The organism is Marinobacter maroccanus (assembly GCF_002933275.1).
GTDB lineage: Bacteria > Pseudomonadota > Gammaproteobacteria > Pseudomonadales > Oleiphilaceae > Marinobacter > Marinobacter maroccanus.
Map to the genome: position 1 here is coordinate 154,438 of NZ_PSSX01000003.1, position 17,233 is coordinate 171,670.

14 protein-coding genes are annotated in these 17,233 nt (G+C 58.7%); 5 read left to right on the top strand and 9 right to left on the bottom strand.

Annotated elements, in window-relative coordinates:
• Positions 1-443: 443 nt before the first annotated feature.
• Positions 444-716 carry a hypothetical protein gene (locus KEHDKFFH_RS05350; RefSeq protein ID WP_104320955.1) on the top strand — a complete coding sequence of 91 codons (273 nt, stop codon included), beginning with the start codon at positions 444-446 and terminating at the stop codon, positions 714-716.
• A 25-nt stretch (positions 717-741) separates the two neighbouring features.
• Here KEHDKFFH_RS05350 and KEHDKFFH_RS05355 read toward each other — a convergent pair whose 3' ends face one another.
• Genes KEHDKFFH_RS05355 through KEHDKFFH_RS05365 form a run of 3 tightly spaced genes read right to left on the bottom strand, consistent with a single transcriptional unit; the run spans position 742 to position 5,249 of the window.
• Complete coding sequence (locus tag KEHDKFFH_RS05355) at positions 742-1,155, bottom strand: response regulator (RefSeq protein ID WP_104320956.1); 414 nt, start codon at positions 1,153-1,155, stop codon at positions 742-744.
• 14 nt (positions 1,156-1,169) lie between these two features.
• Complete coding sequence (locus tag KEHDKFFH_RS05360; RefSeq protein WP_104320957.1) at positions 1,170-1,727, bottom strand: hypothetical protein; 558 nt, start codon at positions 1,725-1,727, stop codon at positions 1,170-1,172.
• A 33-nt stretch (positions 1,728-1,760) separates the two neighbouring features.
• A complete protein-coding gene (locus KEHDKFFH_RS05365) occupies positions 1,761-5,249 on the bottom strand; it encodes a response regulator (protein WP_241956438.1) in 3,489 nt (1,162 codons plus the stop codon).
• Positions 5,250-5,421: 172 nt separating this feature from the next.
• Between KEHDKFFH_RS05365 and KEHDKFFH_RS05370 the strand changes: the two genes are divergently transcribed.
• The gene (locus tag KEHDKFFH_RS05370; protein WP_104320959.1) at positions 5,422-6,492 is read left to right on the top strand and encodes a hypothetical protein; all 1,071 of its coding nucleotides are present in this window, start codon (positions 5,422-5,424) and stop codon (positions 6,490-6,492) included.
• Here the strand turns inward: KEHDKFFH_RS05370 and KEHDKFFH_RS05375 are convergent.
• Complete coding sequence (locus tag KEHDKFFH_RS05375; protein ID WP_104320960.1) at positions 6,489-6,740, bottom strand: hypothetical protein; 252 nt, start codon at positions 6,738-6,740, stop codon at positions 6,489-6,491. The two genes, KEHDKFFH_RS05370 and KEHDKFFH_RS05375, sit on opposite strands and share 4 nt — an antisense overlap.
• 196 nt (positions 6,741-6,936) lie before the next feature.
• On the opposite strand from KEHDKFFH_RS05375, the gene KEHDKFFH_RS05380 reads away from it, so the two are divergent.
• Complete coding sequence (locus KEHDKFFH_RS05380; protein WP_008176786.1) at positions 6,937-7,281, top strand: hypothetical protein; 345 nt, start codon at positions 6,937-6,939, stop codon at positions 7,279-7,281.
• Positions 7,282-7,291: 10 nt separating this feature from the next.
• On the opposite strand, the gene KEHDKFFH_RS05385 is transcribed toward KEHDKFFH_RS05380, so the two are convergent.
• Entirely contained in the window at positions 7,292-8,578 is a 1,287-nt protein-coding gene (locus KEHDKFFH_RS05385) for a serine hydrolase domain-containing protein (RefSeq protein WP_104320961.1), read from the bottom strand.
• A gap of 126 nt (positions 8,579-8,704) precedes the next feature.
• The gene (locus tag KEHDKFFH_RS05390) at positions 8,705-9,892 is read right to left on the bottom strand and encodes a GGDEF domain-containing protein (protein ID WP_241956439.1); all 1,188 of its coding nucleotides are present in this window, start codon (positions 9,890-9,892) and stop codon (positions 8,705-8,707) included.
• Positions 9,893-10,125: 233 nt separating this feature from the next.
• Here KEHDKFFH_RS05390 and ybaK point away from each other — a divergent pair, with 233 nt between their 5' ends.
• Both ybaK and KEHDKFFH_RS05400 read left to right on the top strand, forming a co-directional pair.
• Positions 10,126-10,596: a Cys-tRNA(Pro) deacylase gene (gene ybaK / locus KEHDKFFH_RS05395; protein ID WP_104320963.1), complete on the top strand. Its 471-nt coding sequence runs from the start codon at positions 10,126-10,128 to the stop codon at positions 10,594-10,596.
• Positions 10,597-10,599: 3 nt separating this feature from the next.
• Positions 10,600-11,793, top strand: a complete 1,194-nt coding sequence (locus tag KEHDKFFH_RS05400; protein WP_104320964.1) for a cation:proton antiporter — start codon at positions 10,600-10,602, stop codon at positions 11,791-11,793.
• A gap of 99 nt (positions 11,794-11,892) precedes the next feature.
• On the opposite strand, the gene KEHDKFFH_RS05405 is transcribed toward KEHDKFFH_RS05400, so the two are convergent.
• The 3 genes from KEHDKFFH_RS05405 to KEHDKFFH_RS05415 form a co-directional block, all read right to left on the bottom strand.
• Positions 11,893-14,136: an NADP-dependent isocitrate dehydrogenase gene (locus KEHDKFFH_RS05405; RefSeq protein ID WP_104320965.1), complete on the bottom strand. Its 2,244-nt coding sequence runs from the start codon at positions 14,134-14,136 to the stop codon at positions 11,893-11,895.
• A gap of 308 nt (positions 14,137-14,444) precedes the next feature.
• Positions 14,445-16,433 (bottom strand): acetoacetate--CoA ligase, encoded by a 1,989-nt coding sequence (locus KEHDKFFH_RS05410; protein ID WP_104320966.1) that lies wholly within the window; start codon positions 16,431-16,433, stop codon positions 14,445-14,447.
• 16 nt (positions 16,434-16,449) lie between these two features.
• On the bottom strand, positions 16,450-17,229 hold the full coding sequence (locus KEHDKFFH_RS05415; RefSeq protein ID WP_104320967.1) for a 3-hydroxybutyrate dehydrogenase: 780 nt from the start codon (positions 17,227-17,229) through the stop codon (positions 16,450-16,452).
• Positions 17,230-17,233 lie beyond the last annotated feature (4 nt).

Consider the following 17,233-nt stretch of genomic DNA (forward strand, 5'->3'; position numbering starts at 1 on the left):
GAAGATTCCACTACCCAAAAAAAACGCAGCCATAGAGGCTGCGTAGAAAGGAGAGATCCATTGACTGCTTGGCGCGGCAGGCAGTCAGGATTGCACAACGTAAAACACGTGACGCTGCGAATTATGCCAAGCGCCCATGGGGCCGTCTGTAGGGGTTTGCCGAAGATGCAGACCTATTGCAAACGGCCCGATAGCCTATACACTGGTAGTCGAACCGAAATTCAAGAGCCGATATGACCAGAATGATTCCACAGTTTATTGCTTACACAGCAGCAGGTTGCCATGCAGTGCAGTCTGTCCGCGCGATGGTGAAAGACATCTAACGGCTTTCGGTCAGTCCCGGGAGCCTTTGTAGCGACCGGGTCAGCTTCTCCGCGAAACCCCGGTTGCTTCAGGCACCGGGGTTTTTGTTTTTGCAGCCGCAAAACGACAAGGAGAACATCATGAAAAGACATCCGACAACTCGTGCAGCAAACCAGCCCATCAACAATCGTCAGGGCCCGATCAAGCGCCCGGAAAAGCTGCCGCTGCTGGATGCGATCTGCAAAAAATTGAATCAGCGCGTCAACCTGGACGACGAACAGCGGGTGCTGGGTGTGTATGAGCGGGGCTGGATCTTCAAGGGCGTTCTGGGCAACCTTAACGACGCCGAGGCGAGGTACGTGAGAGCACTGGCGACCCGTTACAATTCCTGGATTGCCCGGCAGGTCGCCTGATCAGACTGTGATAGGTCTGAACCGGTCAGTGGCGCCGGTTCAGACCCTGCATCATCGCCATGTCGCCGCCGTGAACCATGGCGTAATTGTTCACCACATCGTGTATTTTTTCCTGGGAATAGGGCTTGACCACGTACCCGTTAGCGCCGGCACTGATCGCCCGCTGAATACTCTCAATCGAGTCGTCCGCTGTCACCAGGACAATGTGCTGTTCCTCACGGGCGTCCTTGAATTCCAGCATCAGTTCGTGGCCATCGCCATCCGGCAGGCCCAGATCCAGCAGGATAATCTGAAATTCCCCAGCCTTGAACGCCGCCCTGGCGGAAGCCGCATCAATACACTCGACCACCTTGGTTGCGCCAGCCTTGTAAAGCATGTCCACCAGCCGCTCTCGCATCACCGGCTCATCTTCCACTACCAGCACTCTCAGATCCGTCATGGGGGTTGCTCCTGTCAAGCTGTTGGGTGGTTGCCGGTGCGCCGGGGCAGATCCAGCGGCGCCGGGCGAGGCTCACCCATGTCGCTGTCGTCAGACCGTGGCGAGTTCTCGTCATTAAATGTTGTCGCGTCTTCCATGCCAAATCGTGTCAGGATATTGCTGATGCTCACGGCCGTTGTGTACAGAGAAATGGCAATAATCAGAAGGATCGGCTGAACAAAGGTTACGAAACCGGGCACATCCGCGCTCCCCAGTATACTCAATATCAGGATGATTGCCGGGCCCAGCACCACGAACAGTGTCAACGCGATGAAGAAAACGATCCGTTCCTTGTAACGCCCGAGATCCCGATTGGTCACCAGACCGAGCACGAACTTGCCGATGGCCAGGCCGGCCAGAATGGCGGCGGCGATACTCAGGTCCGGTCGCAGCAGGGTTTCATACAGCCGGCCTTCCCACAGCCGTTGCATACCAATGATCAGAAACGGAAACAGCACAAACAGTATGTCCGCGTAGGTTCCGTACATCATGCTCAGGGAATGGTGTTCTCGGCGTTCCGTCAACTCACTCATCGGGTTCTTCCTGTTGGTTGTTCTCGACATACATCAGCCCGGGGTTTTCGCAGCGGCAAGGGCACGCTCTATCATTTCACCGAGTCCCTTGAGCTCGCTGCGAACCCGGTCCCAGTCCGGTTCGGTGACTTTCAGAAGATCTTCCACTATACCCGCCTGTCGAGTCATCAGCGGATAGCCCATGGCCCCCGCCGTGCCCTTGATCTGGTGGGCTTCGGTTTTCATGGCCTCACCATCAGCGTTCGCCAGCGCCGCTTCCATTCGCGCCCGGCGGGCGGCCAGGCCATCAAGAAACTGTGCAACCAGATGGGAAATTTCGGCATCCTCACCGGAGTCCGTGGCGGAAACCGCACCAGCGCCAAGCAGTCGATCCAGCAGGGATGTCAGGTGGGACTGATCAATGGGCTTGTTCAACACTCCGTCACAACCGGCATCAAGCAGGGCATCGGTTTCCCGCTGATCACCAGCCGTAAAGGCAATCACCGGCCGCCGGAACCCGGCCTGGCGCAGCAGTCTGGTTGCAGCAACGCCATCCATACCGGGCATGTGGCGGTCCATCAGAACCAGATGAATGGTATCGGACAGTGCCGTCCGGACCGCTTCCTCGCCACTGGTAACCGACATCACATCCAGCCCCTCCCGGCGTAGCATGCGCTCCACCAGCTGCCGGTTCTCGGTATTGTCTTCAGCAACCAGCACCTTGCCCTGATACCGCGGCACGGGGCTTTCGACAATCTCCGGGGTAACCGAAAGGTACCGGGCCAGGGCTTCATAGAACCGCTGTTTGTCGATGGGCTTGGCCAGATGCTCATTGCAGCCCGCCAGACGATAATCGGCAATGTCTTCGGACATCACATTCGCGGTCAGGGCGATCACCGGCGTATTAATCCCGGCCTCGCGCAGTGCCGCCGTGGCGTCACGGCCGTTCATCACCGGCATCTGGATGTCCATCAATATCAGATCAAAAGGCTCGCGAATCGCCAGCTCTAGGGCTTCGGCGCCATTGCTCACATGAACCAGTTCGGCGCCGGTTCGCGACACCAGCAAGGACACCAGCCGCCGGTTCACGTCGTTGTCTTCGGCACACAGGATGCGCCCGGACAATCTCGGTGCCACCACCATGGGTATGGCCCTGCGGCGCTGGCTGAGCTCCGACGCATCACGCAGGAAATGAACCTGATCCAATGGCCCGGTCCGGATCGACAGCTCGAACTCACTGCCCTCGCCATAGGTGCTGTGCACCCGGATACTGCCACCGAGCATTTCTGCCAGCCGCCGCGAGATACTGAGCCCGAGGCCGGTGCCACCATACTGTCTGGAAATGGCAGCGCTGCCCTGGGCAAAGGGATCAAACAGCCGCCCCAACTGTTCCGGCTTCATGCCAATGCCGGTATCTACCACCCTGGCCACCAGCAATTCGTGCTCGCGATCGCAGCGGACTACCAGGGAAATGGAACCTTTGTCGGTGAACTTCAGGGCGTTGCCGCAAAGGTTGATGATGATCTGACGCAGCCTGGTGGGGTCGGTTTGCACCTGCTCCGGCAATGGGTATTCGCAGATGATGCTGAAATCCAGACCCTTTTCCCGGGCCCGGGGGGCAAAAAAGGCGCGGATTTCATCCAGAAGTTCCGGCAGATTGACCGATACGATATCCACATCCAGTTTGTTGGCGTCGATCTTCGAATGGTCGAGGATGTCGTTGACCAGGTCCAGCAGATGGCGGCCGCTTCGTACCACGGTCTCTGCGCTGCTTCTTTTCTCGGGATCACTGAGGTCCGGATCAAGCAGGGTTTCACCGTAACCGATGATCGCCGCCAGCGGCGTACGGATTTCATGGCTCATATTGGCCAGGAACTGACTCTTTGCCTCCGCCGAGTTACGGGCCAGTTCCTTTTCAAGCCGCTCCTGCTCCCGCTCCCGCTCGATTCTCTGCCGGTTGTGACTTTCGGTGGCGTCGATGCAGGTGCCCTCCAGATGAGTGGGCTCGCCTTCGGTGTCATAAACCGTATGCAAGGAGATGGTCGCCCAGCGCTCGTCGCCATCGCGGGTCAGGTATCGGGCCTCAATGCCCTTGACGGTCCCCCGGGCCTCCAGCTGTTCAATCACCAGCCGCCGCAAGCGATCATCGGCGATGCAGGTTTCCAGGACATCCGGGTTCCGCTTGAGCAGCTCCCGGCTGCTGTTGTAGCCCAGCAAACGGGCCATGGCCGGATTGGCTGTGACAAATCGCCGGTCCGGGGACATCTGGAAGACCCCTTCAATGGCATTATCGAACAGCGACTGGTAGCGCTGAAGATTCGACAACGCCCGCTGGCTCCAGCCCAGCGCCTCGCCCTGAACCTGCTTGATCCGATCTGCCAGGGCAAACGAGAACAGAATGATCTGGGCGGTCAGACCAAACTGGGGCGAATAAGCGGTGAAGGTGTTCAGCGGCAGTATGCCCATCACCGTCAGGGCGTAGATACCGAAGCCCACCAGCGCCAGAGTCCAGGCAAAAAAGTAGGAACGGGCCGCCGGGTTGTAATAACGCCAGGACAGGTAACTGACGACGATCAGGATCAGGCTCAGCAGGACGGAACCAACCACAATCCATTCCATGGCCACGTGGTAGGGCAGGAACAGTGATAGAACGAATGTCGCGACCACCGAATACAGACAGAGGCGGATAACCTGGTCAAGGTCGGCAGAACGCTCCCGGGTCTCCAGCAGTGACCTGGCCATCAACAGGCCCCAGAACCAGGTCAGGATAATCTGGAAGTGGAGGAACTGCTTGTCGAAAAGAGCGGGCCGGCTCTCGAGAAGCTGGATACCGTGAACTTGTTCGGTAAAGATAAAGATGGTCGCGAACACCAGGTAGAGCACGTAATAGATGTTGCTCCGCTCGCGAACCGCGACCGCGACGAACAGGTTGTAGGCAAGAATGGCGAGCACCGCTCCGAGTAGAATGCCCCGCACCAGTTCATCTACCGAGACTTTTTCAATATAGCTGTCCGGGTGCCACAGGCTGATCGGCAAACGGAAGGTGTTGGTGTTGACCACCCGAAGATAGACGTGGCTGAGGGTATCCGGTGCCAGGGCGAGGCGGAATGTGGGGTTGGGAACCGCCAGGTCCCGCTCCACCCAGTTATCCTCATAACCGGCCTGGCGCTGCTCAACCAGGGCGCCGTCGCGGACCATGAACAGGGCAACCTCATCCACCAGGGGCAGGGCAAGCTCCAGGATCCAGCCATTCTGGTCGAGGTTGCGGGCGGACCGCAGATCCAGGCGCACCCAGTATGCCGACTCGGTGTAACCGAAGTTCAACACACCGCCTTCGTGGCGGGTGAAGGCTCCCGATTCCAGTTTGCGAACCTCATCCAGAGTCAGTGTCTGATCCGGATCCTCGAGGTACCAGATACAGCCACCCAGATCGCGGATACTCTCGATACCGCCATCCAGGACAATCTCCCCATCACGGCAGGGCCCGGCTGCACTGGCCGAAGACGGCATTATGGCCGTGGCCAGAAGCAGCAGGACTATCATCAAAGACGTCACCGCTGGGGGCGCCGATTCAAGCCGTTGCCGCAAAATGTGATCTCCGCGAGGGTAGATACCTGTTTTTTGTTTTACTGTCGGTAACCGCACCAGGGCTATACCGTCCTGGTGAATCACTTTAGCCGTTTACACCGTTTATCGCATCCCGGGGCCTTCTGAAATGAGACATTCCTGCATTTTCGCTGCTGTTTCCGTGACCACGCTTGTCCTGACTGGCTGCGGACTCGAGGACACTGGCCCTTCAGCATTCAACCCGGCTACCAATGTGGATCTGACGTTCTCAAGCTTCGACCTGCAGAACACCGAGGGGGTCCCGGACAACCTTGGCCACACTCGTTTCTGGGACTTTTACCGGGGCATCCAGCCCGCAGGGGAAGCGTCCGACGATCTCGAGACGACCAGCGAAATACGCTCCCATATCGAGATTTTTACCCGTGCCACGGCAACAGACTCGGGCTCCACCTATGACAGCGTGCGCAACCCTCTGGACCTGATGAATCAGGTGCTCGCATCCGGTGAAGTCACCAATTTCCAGGAGGGTAAACGATACATCAGCCAGCGCATTGCCGATGGCGTCGCAGGCACCTACAACACCCGGGGTAACGGCGCCCAGATCCGGTTTACAGACCAGTCGGCAGTGATTGCCGATCTGCCGCTGAATGACCAGCTCTGGATCTACCCCACCCTGGACTGGCGTTACCTGCCAGATGGCCCGGAAGGATCGGATCTCGAGAACAAGGTGTATCGCACTATCCAGTACGTCAGCCGCAGCGTGGAGGAAGAAGACCAGGCGGCCCAGCCGGAACTTGTCAGCGTGCTGGCAGGCAGCCGGTTTGACGCCAACAGCTTCATGACGCTGGGTTACAGCCCCACCGAGTTCGCCACCGCCGACTACCTGAGCCGGAACCATGGCAGCATCGAACTGCGCCAGGATTTCATTGACGAAAACACCGATACGCTGTTTATCAAGAATCAGGAATCCGAGGTCATCCAACTCGATCGCTATGCCGGTTACACCCTGGAAGACAACCATCCCGACTGCCTCAGAATCGAGCTGGATTACAACATGGAACGGGTCAGGATTTTTGCCTCGGACGGCGAGCCGGCCCGTATTGACGATCCCGACTCAACGGACGAGCAGGACACCATTGCCAATCCGGCCAACTGCACCTATCAGGAAGACGCGGACGCGGTGACCACTTGGGGAACGGTGGCTATCGCCGAGCGCTAGCTGGCGCCCCCGTCCCTGAGATCCCAGTTTTGCAGGAAACCTTTCTTGCGATCGATCATCCGTTCATAGGTGGAGATCATGATAGCCGCGTGGGGCGCTTTGACCAGACGGAGGGTTTCGATCCGGCGTTCGAGCCGCTCGACTTCCGAGCGCACCTGCTGATGCACGTGATTGCGAACGCTGTCGTGATGGTCCAGCTTGACCTCGCGGGAGGAAGACTGGTGGCTGGGGGGTGTGGGCTTGTCCATTCGGCTTCTCGTCCATTGAGTCGTGATAGATCCTTTTCCCATCACGCAAGTCTGCACAACAGTCCGGAAAAGTGCAATTAAAATGAATAGAGTTTCATTTTTATTTTCAGTCTTACCGGTCCTTCTGTCATTCACACGAAGGAAGCCCTGCTATAGTTCCCTGTAGATATGACATTGCCCACCGACAGGAGCTCCCATGACCCAGACATCCGTGGCTGACACCCTCCGTGAATATCTGTCGCTGCTGGAACTGCTGGACGACGCTTACTGGGAAGCCAGCAGCATTCACCACAAGGACATGCTGTACGACATCATCAGTATCTTCAGCCAGGAAGTAGCCGAGATAAACAAGCTCAGTATCCAGGACCACCATTACCCCTATGAGGTCATTACCGAGGGCATCCGCCGGGTTGTGCCGAAGCTGGAGCGGCTTGATGAAAACCGCGAAGACGTGATTCAACGCACCCAGACACTGACCGATTTCCGCGACATCCTGTCATCAGTGCTGGGCATCCTGGAGGCCCAGCTCCGGACCCTCTGAACAAAACGCCTCAAGCGGCGATCAGTGGTCGCCGGTGCTCCGGCATCAGCGGAAAGCGGTTACCGACGGTATACACGAACTTCGCCAGCGCCGGCAGATGGTGGCCGACAATCGGGATGCCCGTGTTCAGCAGGCTGACCGAAATATCACGGGCAGCGTCTGCCCAGCACAGCTTGTTGATCAGACCGACGTGGCCAAAGGCAAACCGGCTGTTCTGGCCCCAGAGACCCACCGGGTTGCCGCCCAGCATCATGCCGGCACTGAAGCGCATGGGTATCATCATGGTGCGGTCTATCTGCAGGGAACCGAACTGCTGAATGGCACGGCGAATGGTGATCTCACTGCAGATTCGCCGGCCGTTCCAGAGCCCGCCATTCAACATCATCTGGAAGAAACGACTCACTTCCTCTGCGGTCCCGCACAGGTTTCCCGCCGGGATCACCGCTTCCTGGAAGCGCGGATCATTGGTAACCCGTTCAACGGTCCGGATATCGCCGCCAAGCGCCCGGTTGACGACCCAGGACACCGGGAAACGGGGGGTTGGCCCGGTGGCGTAGTTGCAGGCCAGGTCGTTCAGATGTTCCGGGGCGATGCCATAGGTAAACCATTTCATACCCATGGGCCGACGCAGGTGCTTGTCGAGATAATTCTCGATGGTATCGCCGGTCACGCGTTCCAGAACGCGCTGGAGCACAAAGCCGCCGGTGATCGCATGATACGCCACCTTGGCGCCGTCGACCTCCACCGGCCGGGCGGCGCAGAGCAGCCGCCAGATTTCGTCGTTGTCCCAAAGCACATCAATCGGCGTTTCCCGCGGAATGGCAGGAATGCCACCCCGGTGGGAGAGAATCTGGTGCACGGTAATGGTGCGTTTGCCATTAACCCCGAACTCCGGACAGTAGTAGGACACGGGATCCATCAGGTTCACCAACCCCTGCTCTGCCAGCATGTGCATCAGCAGGGCGGTAACCGCCTTGGAAGCAGAGAAGTAGCAAATCGGGGTATCGGTCGTCATCGGGACTTTAACCGCATCCTTCGGGTCATGGGGGCCATTGCCACTGGCATGGCCGATGGCCCGGTGCAGCACCTGCTCGCCCTTATGGCGAATGGAGATCTGGATACCCGGATGCACACCAGTCCGGTAAATGCTCTGGACGCTGTGCCATAAAGCATCAACCGTCTCCCGACTGACGCCTGCAGCAGCCGGGTTTTCACCAGCGGCGTCCCGGAAGGTGACGGTTTCGAGATCCTCGGGAATCTGGCTGCTATGAAGGGCACGGCGGGCAAGTCGGTTCATCAGTTCAAACCTTTTTCAGTACGATTGTTGTTTTTCTATTTTCCATAGAACCACCCCGCTGCACATTGGCCGGGCCGCAACCATGCTGACGTCACCGCCTCCACCTGGCCCGGAACACGGGTCTCATTACTGATTATGGACCTGGTCGTGCAGGTGCGCCATGGCAACACAGTTTCGCCCGCGCTCCTTGGCCAGATACATGGCCTTGTCGGCCGCAGCACAAAGTGTGGAGGCCGTCTGCCCGTGATCGGGATAGACCGCAACGCCGACACTGATCGTCAGGGGCACCGTCTGGTCATTCCCGAGCGGCTGGGGCTCGTCGGCCACTTTGCGCCGGAGCCGCTCGGCCGTCTCCTGAGCTTCTTCAAGATCCATTTCCGGCAGAACGATAACGAACTCCTCACCACCAAACCGGCCGATGGAGTCCACACTCCTCACGCTGCTCTGGAGCAGACGACTGATGGAGCGCAGAACTGAGTCACCGGCGGCGTGACCGAAAGTATCGTTGATATCCTTGAAGTGGTCGAAATCAACCCAGAGCACGGCCATGGGCCTCTGATATCGCCTGGCCCGTTCCAGCTCCTCCTCCAGAACCCTCGACATTTCCCGGCGGTTGAACAGCCCGGTCAATGGGTCCCGGGTGGCCAGCTCCTCCAGCTCATTTTCAAGGGTCTTGCGATCGGAAATGTCCAGCACGATGCCTTCAAGCACAACGGTGCCATCTTCTTCCTCGATGCCCCGGCCACGCTCCCACACCCAGATACGACTGCCATCCTGGCGGGTAAGGCCATATTCCAGTGAAAAGGATTCGTCATTGTCCAGAGCCGTCTGCACCTCAAACAGGATCCGCTCACTGTCACCTTCATCCATCAGGCTGGCGTAACTGACCACCCGGTTATTGATAAGGTCCTCAGGCTCATAGCCAGTAAGGCGGGTGCAGCCCTGGGAAACGAACAGCATGGTCCAATGCGGATCGTATCGGCACCGATACGCCATACCGGGGAGATTATCCATCAGGACCTGTAGCTGACGCTCCCGCTTGCGCAGGGCCTGGCGCTGATTGTGTTGCAGGGTGAGCAGGGCCCGGTCCTTGGTGAGCTGGCGCAGGAGCACCACGAACAGCACAAGGCCCGTGGTCAGGACAAACAGAAAGCCCTTCCAGGTCTGAACCAGGGAAAGCGCCTGCGGGTCGGGGAACCAGGCCTCGGCGGCGGTATCGGAAAACGCAATCCATGCAAAGCCGGCAATCAGATAGACCACCGCAGCCCAGCCAGCCCGCCGCAGGGGTGTCCGGTTATCGTTCAATCTTTTCATTCCTTGATAGTCTGACCGCGAAGGCTCCATGAACACACAGCCATCGGTGTTTGGACATTTAGGGTATTTGGACATTTATAATGTACGAAAAATAGTCATAACGGGACCTTAAGTCGAGCGGCAAATGTCATGAGCCGTAAAATCGTCCTCTGCCCACTGTCCAGGGACAGTTGTTGCAGTGCCGCTTAGCTGCTTTAATTCCCGGTCTCTGTCCCCCAATACCGGAGCCGAGCATGACGCCAGGCATTAACGCGGCTCGCAAGGCCGCAGTGCCCCATACAATCCACGAGTACGACCACGATCCGGCCAGCGAAAGCTATGGCACCGAGGCGGCTGAGAAAACCGGCGTGGAGCCGGCCCGGGTGTTCAAGACTCTGGTGGTGGCCATCGATGGTAAGGAGCTGGTCGTGGGCATCGTGCCGGTGACCACCATGCTCAACATGAAACTGATTGCCCGGGCGGCCCGCGGAAAGAAAGCCACCATGGCTGACAAACAGGCGGTAGAACGCACGACGGGCTATGTTCTGGGTGGTGTAAGCCCCCTGGGGCAGAAAAAAAAGCTGAAAACCTTTATCGACGACTCGGCCCTGGGCTTTGATACCATTTTTGTCAGCGCCGGGCGCCGCGGCCTGGAAATTGAACTTGCACCCCGGGATCTGGCAACACTGGTAAACGGCGGTTTTTTCCCACTCCATCAGGAGTAAGCCTTGAACCACGCAACGGACCTGCTATTGATCGGCGGCACCTTGCTGCTGGCCCTGGCCGCACATGGCATCGGCCAACGCATACATGTGCCCAGGGTTACCCTGTTGCTCTTGCTTGGTGCGCTGGCCGGGCCGGAACTTCTGGACCTTCTGCCAGAAGGTGCCGACGCCCACTTCGGATTCATTACCCAGTTAACCCTTGCCATGGTTGGCTTCCTGCTGGGTGAACGCATGGCGGTGAAGAACCTGGCGGAAGGGCGGGAGGCGGTGATCGTGAGCATCGCCGTCACCCTTGTGACGGCGGCATTTGTTGCCGTCGCAGTCTGGCTGGTTACCCGGAATCTTCCCGCTGCGCTGCTTCTGGGCTCCATCGCAACGGCAACAGCGCCGGCAGCAACACTGGATACGTTGAAAGAAGCGGGTGCCAACGGCCCTCTGACTCGGCTGGTGTTCCAGGTGGTCGCCATTGACGACGCCTGGGGCGCCATCCTGTTCAGTATCTGCCTGGTCGGCGCACAACTGCTGCTGGGCGGTGGCGGTACCGGGCTTTCAACCCTTGGAATCGGTCTTCTGGATGTCGGGGGGGCGGTTCTGCTGGGCATTGTCCTGGGTCTGCCCATGGCCTGGCTCACGGGCCGACTGCGGCCCGGCGAGCCCATGTTGCTGGAATCTGCCGGTTTCGTCTTCGTGGCCGCCGGCATCGCGTCGTTTCTTGGCCTCTCCTATCTGCTGACCTGCATGACCCTGGGCATCGTAGTCGCCAACCGGGCAAGGCACCATGTGCGCCCATTCCGCTCGATAGAAGGCATTTCCGAACCGTTCCTGGCCCTGTTCTTTTTCATGGCCGGCTACCAGCTTGAGTGGGCGATGCTGCCAACCCTCGGCGCGCTGGGTCTGGCCTATGTGGCCGCCCGGATTGCCGGCAGGTTGGCGGGCGGGCGGTTCGGCGGCTATCTGGCCGGTTCCGCGACTCATACCCGGAAACGGATCGGCGCCTGCCTGATGCCCCAGGCCGGCGTTGCCCTCGGCCTGGCACTGCTGGCCACAGAACGGCTGCCGGAACTGACGTATATTCTGCCCCTGGTCATTGGCGCAACGGTAATCTTTGAACTGGTGGGGCCGCCGCTCACCCTGATTCAGCTCAGGCGTGCCGGCGAAACCGGCAAAGGCTATCAGGACGAACCGGACGAGGAGTGATCACCTGTTACACGGCCATAAAAAAACCGGAGAACCCGCCAGGGTTGTCCGGTTTTTTGCTGACATCCGGGCGTGGGCCCGGATGCTATAGCGCTGAACTTACTTCACGGATGCACGGGCATCCTCAAGGATCCTGTTCAACGTGGCACTGGGCTGCATGACTTCACAGACCTTCTCCATCGGCGGGTGGTAGTAACCACCGATATCCGCCGGATGGCCCTGAACCACCGTCATTTCCTCCAGGATCTTGTCCTTGTTCTCCTCCAGCTGTGCAGACAGCTTGGTGAAGAACTCCTTCAGTTCCGTGTCGCTGTCCTGGTTGGCCAGCTCTTCTGCCCAGTAACGGGCAAGGTGGAAGTGAGAACCACGGTTGTCCAGCTCACCGGTAACCCGGGACGGAGACTGGTTGTTCTCCAGCAGACGCTCGGTGGCCTTGTCCAGGGTCTGACCCAGCAGGCGCGCGCGCTCGTTGCTCTGCTTCTCGCCCAGTTCGTCCAGGGAGACCGCTGTGGCCAGGAATTCACCCAGGGAATCCCAGCGCAGGTGGTTTTCCTGGATCAGCTGCTGCACGTGCTTGGGCGCGGAACCGCCGGCACCGGTCTCGTACAGACCACCACCGTTGAGCAGCGGAACGATGGAGAGCATCTTGGCACTGGTGCCCAGCTCCAGAATCGGGAACAGATCAGTGAGGTAGTCACGCAGTACGTTACCGGTAACGGAGATGGTATCCAGACCGCGGATCAGACGCTCCATGGTCCAGCGGATCGCGCGAACCGGAGACATGATGCGGATATCCAGACCTTCCGTGTCGTGATCCTTCAGGTAGGTGTTTACCTTCTGGATCAGCTGGGCGTCGTGGGCACGCTCGTCGTCCAGCCAGAACACCGCAGGCATGCCGGTGGCACGGGCGCGGTTGACGGCCAGCTTGACCCAGTCACGGATCGGCAGGTCCTTGGTCTGGCAGGCGCGCCAGATGTCGCCTTGCTCGACGTTATGCTCTGTCAGCACGGTGCCGTCTTCGGCAACAACGCGTACAATGCCATCTTCCTTGATTTCAAAGGTCTTGTCGTGGGAGCCGTATTCCTCGGCTTTCTGCGCCATCAGGCCAACGTTCGGTACGGTACCCATGGTGGTGGGATCGAAGGCACCGTGGGTCTTACAGAAGTTGATCACTTCCTGGTAGATGGTGGCATAGGTGGACTCAGGCATGACCGCCTTGGTGTCCTTCAGCTTGTTGTCCCGGGCCCACATCTTGCCTGAATTACGGATCATGGCCGGCATGGAGGCGTCCACGATGACGTCACTGGGCACGTGCAGGTTGGTGATGCCCTTGACGGAATCGACCATGGCGATTTCCGGACGGTGCTCGTAGCAGGCGTGCAGGTCTTCCTGGATCTGCTCCTGTTTGGATTCCGGCAGCTGCTTGATCTTCTCGACCACACTGGACAGACCGTTGTTCGGGTTCACGCCGATCTCGTCGAACAGCTCACCGTACTTGTCGAACAGGTCCTTGTAGAAAACCTTCACCGCGTGACCAAACACGATCGGGTGGGAGATTTTCATCATGGTCGCTTTCACGTGCAACGAGAACATAACGCCGGTGTTTTCGCAGTCAGCAATGGCGTCCTCGAAGAACTTCACCAATGCCTTCTTGCTCATGAACATGCCGTCCAGCACTTCGCCTTCCTGCAGCGGCAGGTCGGATTTCAGAACGGTCTGCTTACCCTGCTTGTTCTCGAACACGATATTGGCTTTCGTGGCCTTATCCAGCGTTACAGACTGCTCACTGGAGTAGAAATCGCCACCGCGCATGTGGGCAACGTGGGTACGGGATGCCGGGCTCCACTCACCCATGGTGTGCGGGTATTTGCGGGCAAAGGCTTTCACCGCTGCCGGAGCACGACGGTCGGAGTTGCCTTCACGGAGTACCGGGTTAACAGCACTTCCCAGAACCTTGGCATAGCGGGACTGGATTTCTTTCTCTTCGTCGTTTGCAGGGTTTTCCTTGTATTCCGGAACCTTGTAACCCTGTTCGTTCAGCTCCTTGATAGCGGCCCGCAGCTGCGGAATGGACGCTGAGATGTTGGGCAGTTTGATAATGTTGGCGTCCGGGTCTTTGGTGTATTCACCCAGTTCGGCCAGAGCATCCGGAACCCGCTGATCTTCTTCGAGATAATCCGGGAAGTTCGCCAGAATACGCGCCGCGAGAGAGATATCGCTGGTTTCGAATTCAATACCAGCCGGCTTGGCGTAGGTTTCCAGGATTGGAAGAAGCGACCGTGTCGCGAGGGCTGGTGCCTCGTCGGTCAGTGTGTAGACAATCTTGGCTTTGGATGATGTCATTTTCGTCCTCAGGCTAATGGGTGGGTTCAGGACGGTCATGGCGGGGTCAGGCGTCTTTTGAACGTCCGACCTGAGCAATGACTGATTAGGAACTTTTGATAGGTCTACTAAGATACCATTTTTTCGTTAATTTTGGTTACGATCTTAGTATAAGAACGGACTAAAAATGCCTGATCTTCGGTTACAAGACGATGAAATGGCGGGAATTTACGAAACTTTCTAACATCGGACATTCGGGTAGAGCGGCAGAAGAGTAGGTCGGATTAGCCAACGGCGTAATCCGACAACCACCCTCAGATTTCAGACCTTCAATCGGGCAACAACCCAACCTCAGCCAACCGCTCCCGAATATGATCCAACGCCTCGGGATTACCGAGAGCGTCCCGGTTATCAGCCTTTTTCGAACCATTGATCAATCGGGCCACGGCCAGCTCCACCTTCTTGCCACTGCGGGTGTAAGGAATGTCGCTCACCTGCACGATGTGCTTGGGTACGTGGCGTGGGCTGGCGCCTTCGCGGATTCGGCTCTTGAGCTGTTTCAGCAGGTCGTCGGTGATTTCCTGGCCATCGGCCGGGACCACCAGCAGAACCACTTCCACGTCGCCATCGATCTGGCGCCCGACCACCAGGCTGTCTTTGACCTCGGTCACGGTTTCGACCTGGCGGTAGATTTCCGCGGTACCGATTCGAACGCCGCCCGGGTTCAGGGTGGCATCAGAGCGGCCGTAGATGATGGCGCCGCCGTGCTCGGTGAATTCGATGAAATCGCCGTGGGCCCAAACGCCCGGGAAGGTGCTGAAGTAGGCGTCCTTGTAGCGTTCGTCTCCAGGGTCCTGCCAGAAGCTGACGGGCATGGATGGCAGGGGCTGGCGGCAGACCAGTTCTCCCCGGCCTTCGCTGACCGGTTGGCCGTCGTCGCCGTAGGCGACAGCATCGACGCCCAGGAAACGGCACTGGATTTCGCCGCGACGAACTGGCAGCAACGGCGTTGAGCCGACGAAACAGCCGCAGATATCGGTGCCGCCGGCGATGGAACCAAGCAGGGCGCCGGGGGCGCCGTCGCTGTAGACCCAGTCGTAGTCTTCCGGCAGCAGTGGTGAGCCGGTGGAGAACACTACCCGCAGTTTGCTCTGGTCCAGGGTTTTCGCGGGCTGGAGCTCGCCCTTCCGGCAGCCGGCGATGAATCTCGCGCTGGTGCCGAAGTGGGTGACTTTCTCTTCCGCCACGGTGTCCCAGAGGAAGTTCAGGCTTGGATAGCCCGGGGAACCATCAACGGTGATCACGGCGGCGCCGGTCATCAGGGCGGAAGCCTGCCAGTTCCACATCATCCAACCACAGGTGGTGAAGTACAGGAACCGGTCTTCGGGACCAACGTCGCCATGGAGCATCAGTTCCTTGGCGTGGTTAACCAGCAGGCCGGCGTTGCCGTGAACGATGCACTTGGGCTTGCCCGTGGTACCGGAGGAATACAGGATATAGACCGGATGATCCGGGGGCAGCGGCGTGAAGGAGGGAGCATTGCCTTTGCCGTAGGCCAGCATGTCTTCCCAGGTGGCAACCAGGTCCCCGGCAATCGGGGGCTCGTCCGGCAATTGCTGGACACTGACCACCGTTTTGAGAGTGGGTAGCCCCGCAATCAGTTCTGCGAAGTCCTGCTGGCGAGCGAATACCTTGCCGCCATAGCCGTAGCCATTCACCACGATCAGTGCCGAAGGTTCAATCTGGCCAAAACGGTCGAGAATGGCCCCGATGCCGAAATCGGGAGAGGCAGAACTCCAGATGGCACCCATGCTTGTCGCAGCCAGCATGCCAACAAGGGCTTCGTAGCCATTGGTAACAACGCCAGCCACACGATCGCCCTGTTGAATCCCCTTGTCACGCAGGAAGGCTTCCAGGGCGCCCGCGTCCGCTTTAAGTTGGGCGTAGCTGCGGCGCAGCACCGGGCGCGTTTCGCAGTATGCTACGACCGCTTCCCGATCCGCGTGTTCGCCATCCGCCAGCCGGAGCAGGTTGGCGGCAAAGTTCAGTTTCATGCCCGGGAACCATTCGGCGCCCGGCATTTCGCGCTTGCCCAGTACTTTTTCGGACGGGGTATCGCAGACCAGGCCGCAGTAGTCCCAGACTTTCTGCCAGAAGATTTCCAGCTCATCAATGGACCACTGGTGCAAGGCGTGATAATCGGCAAAGGGACCGAAGCCCTGCTGCTCCAGCCAGGCCTTGAACTGGCCCATTCGGGAATTGGCCAGGGTGTCTTCCGACGGAGACCAGACTACCGGTGATTGTTCTTCATTGCTCATCCATATCTCCTGAATGTTACTGCATATGCCAGCCGTGACTGACCACGATGGACTGGCCAGTCAAAGCCGCAGAGGGGAATGCAGCCAGATGAACCGCCAACTCTGCCACGTCTTCAAGGGTGGTGAATTCCCCGTCCACAGTGTTCTTGAGCATAACTTTACTGATCACTTCCTGTTCGGAAATGCCCAGCTCCTTGGCCTGTTCCGGAATCTGCTTGTCCACCAGGGGCGTGCGCACAAACCCGGGGCAGATGATGTTGCTCCGCACCCCGTGTTCCGCACCCTCTTTCGCCACCGCCCTGCACAGTCCCAGCATGCCGTGTTTAGCCGCCACGTAAGGTGCTTTCAAGGGAGAGGCCTCCAGAGAGTGCACCGACCCCATGTAGAGCATGGTGCCCCCGCCACTCTCGTACATATGTTTGAGTGCCGCGCGGGTCACCAGGAATGCGCCATCAAGATGCACATTCATGACTTTGCTCCAGTCGGAATAAGCAAGCTTGTGCACCGGGTCGATATGCTGGATGCCAGCGTTCGCGATGGCGATATCCAGGCCACCCCACTGTTTAACCACAAAGCTTACGTTTACGTCAACTGCTTCTTCATCGGTGACATCCATGGCCAACGCCATGGCCGTGCCGCCAGCCTGCTCGATAGCGGTTACCGTTTCCTGTGCCGCCTCAATAGTGAGGTCAGCCACGGCGACCTTGGCGCCCTCGCGGCCATAGGCCTCAGCAATGGCCCGGCCGATGCCGCGACCGGCACCGGTAATCAGCGCAATCCGGTTTTCCAGACGCATTGTT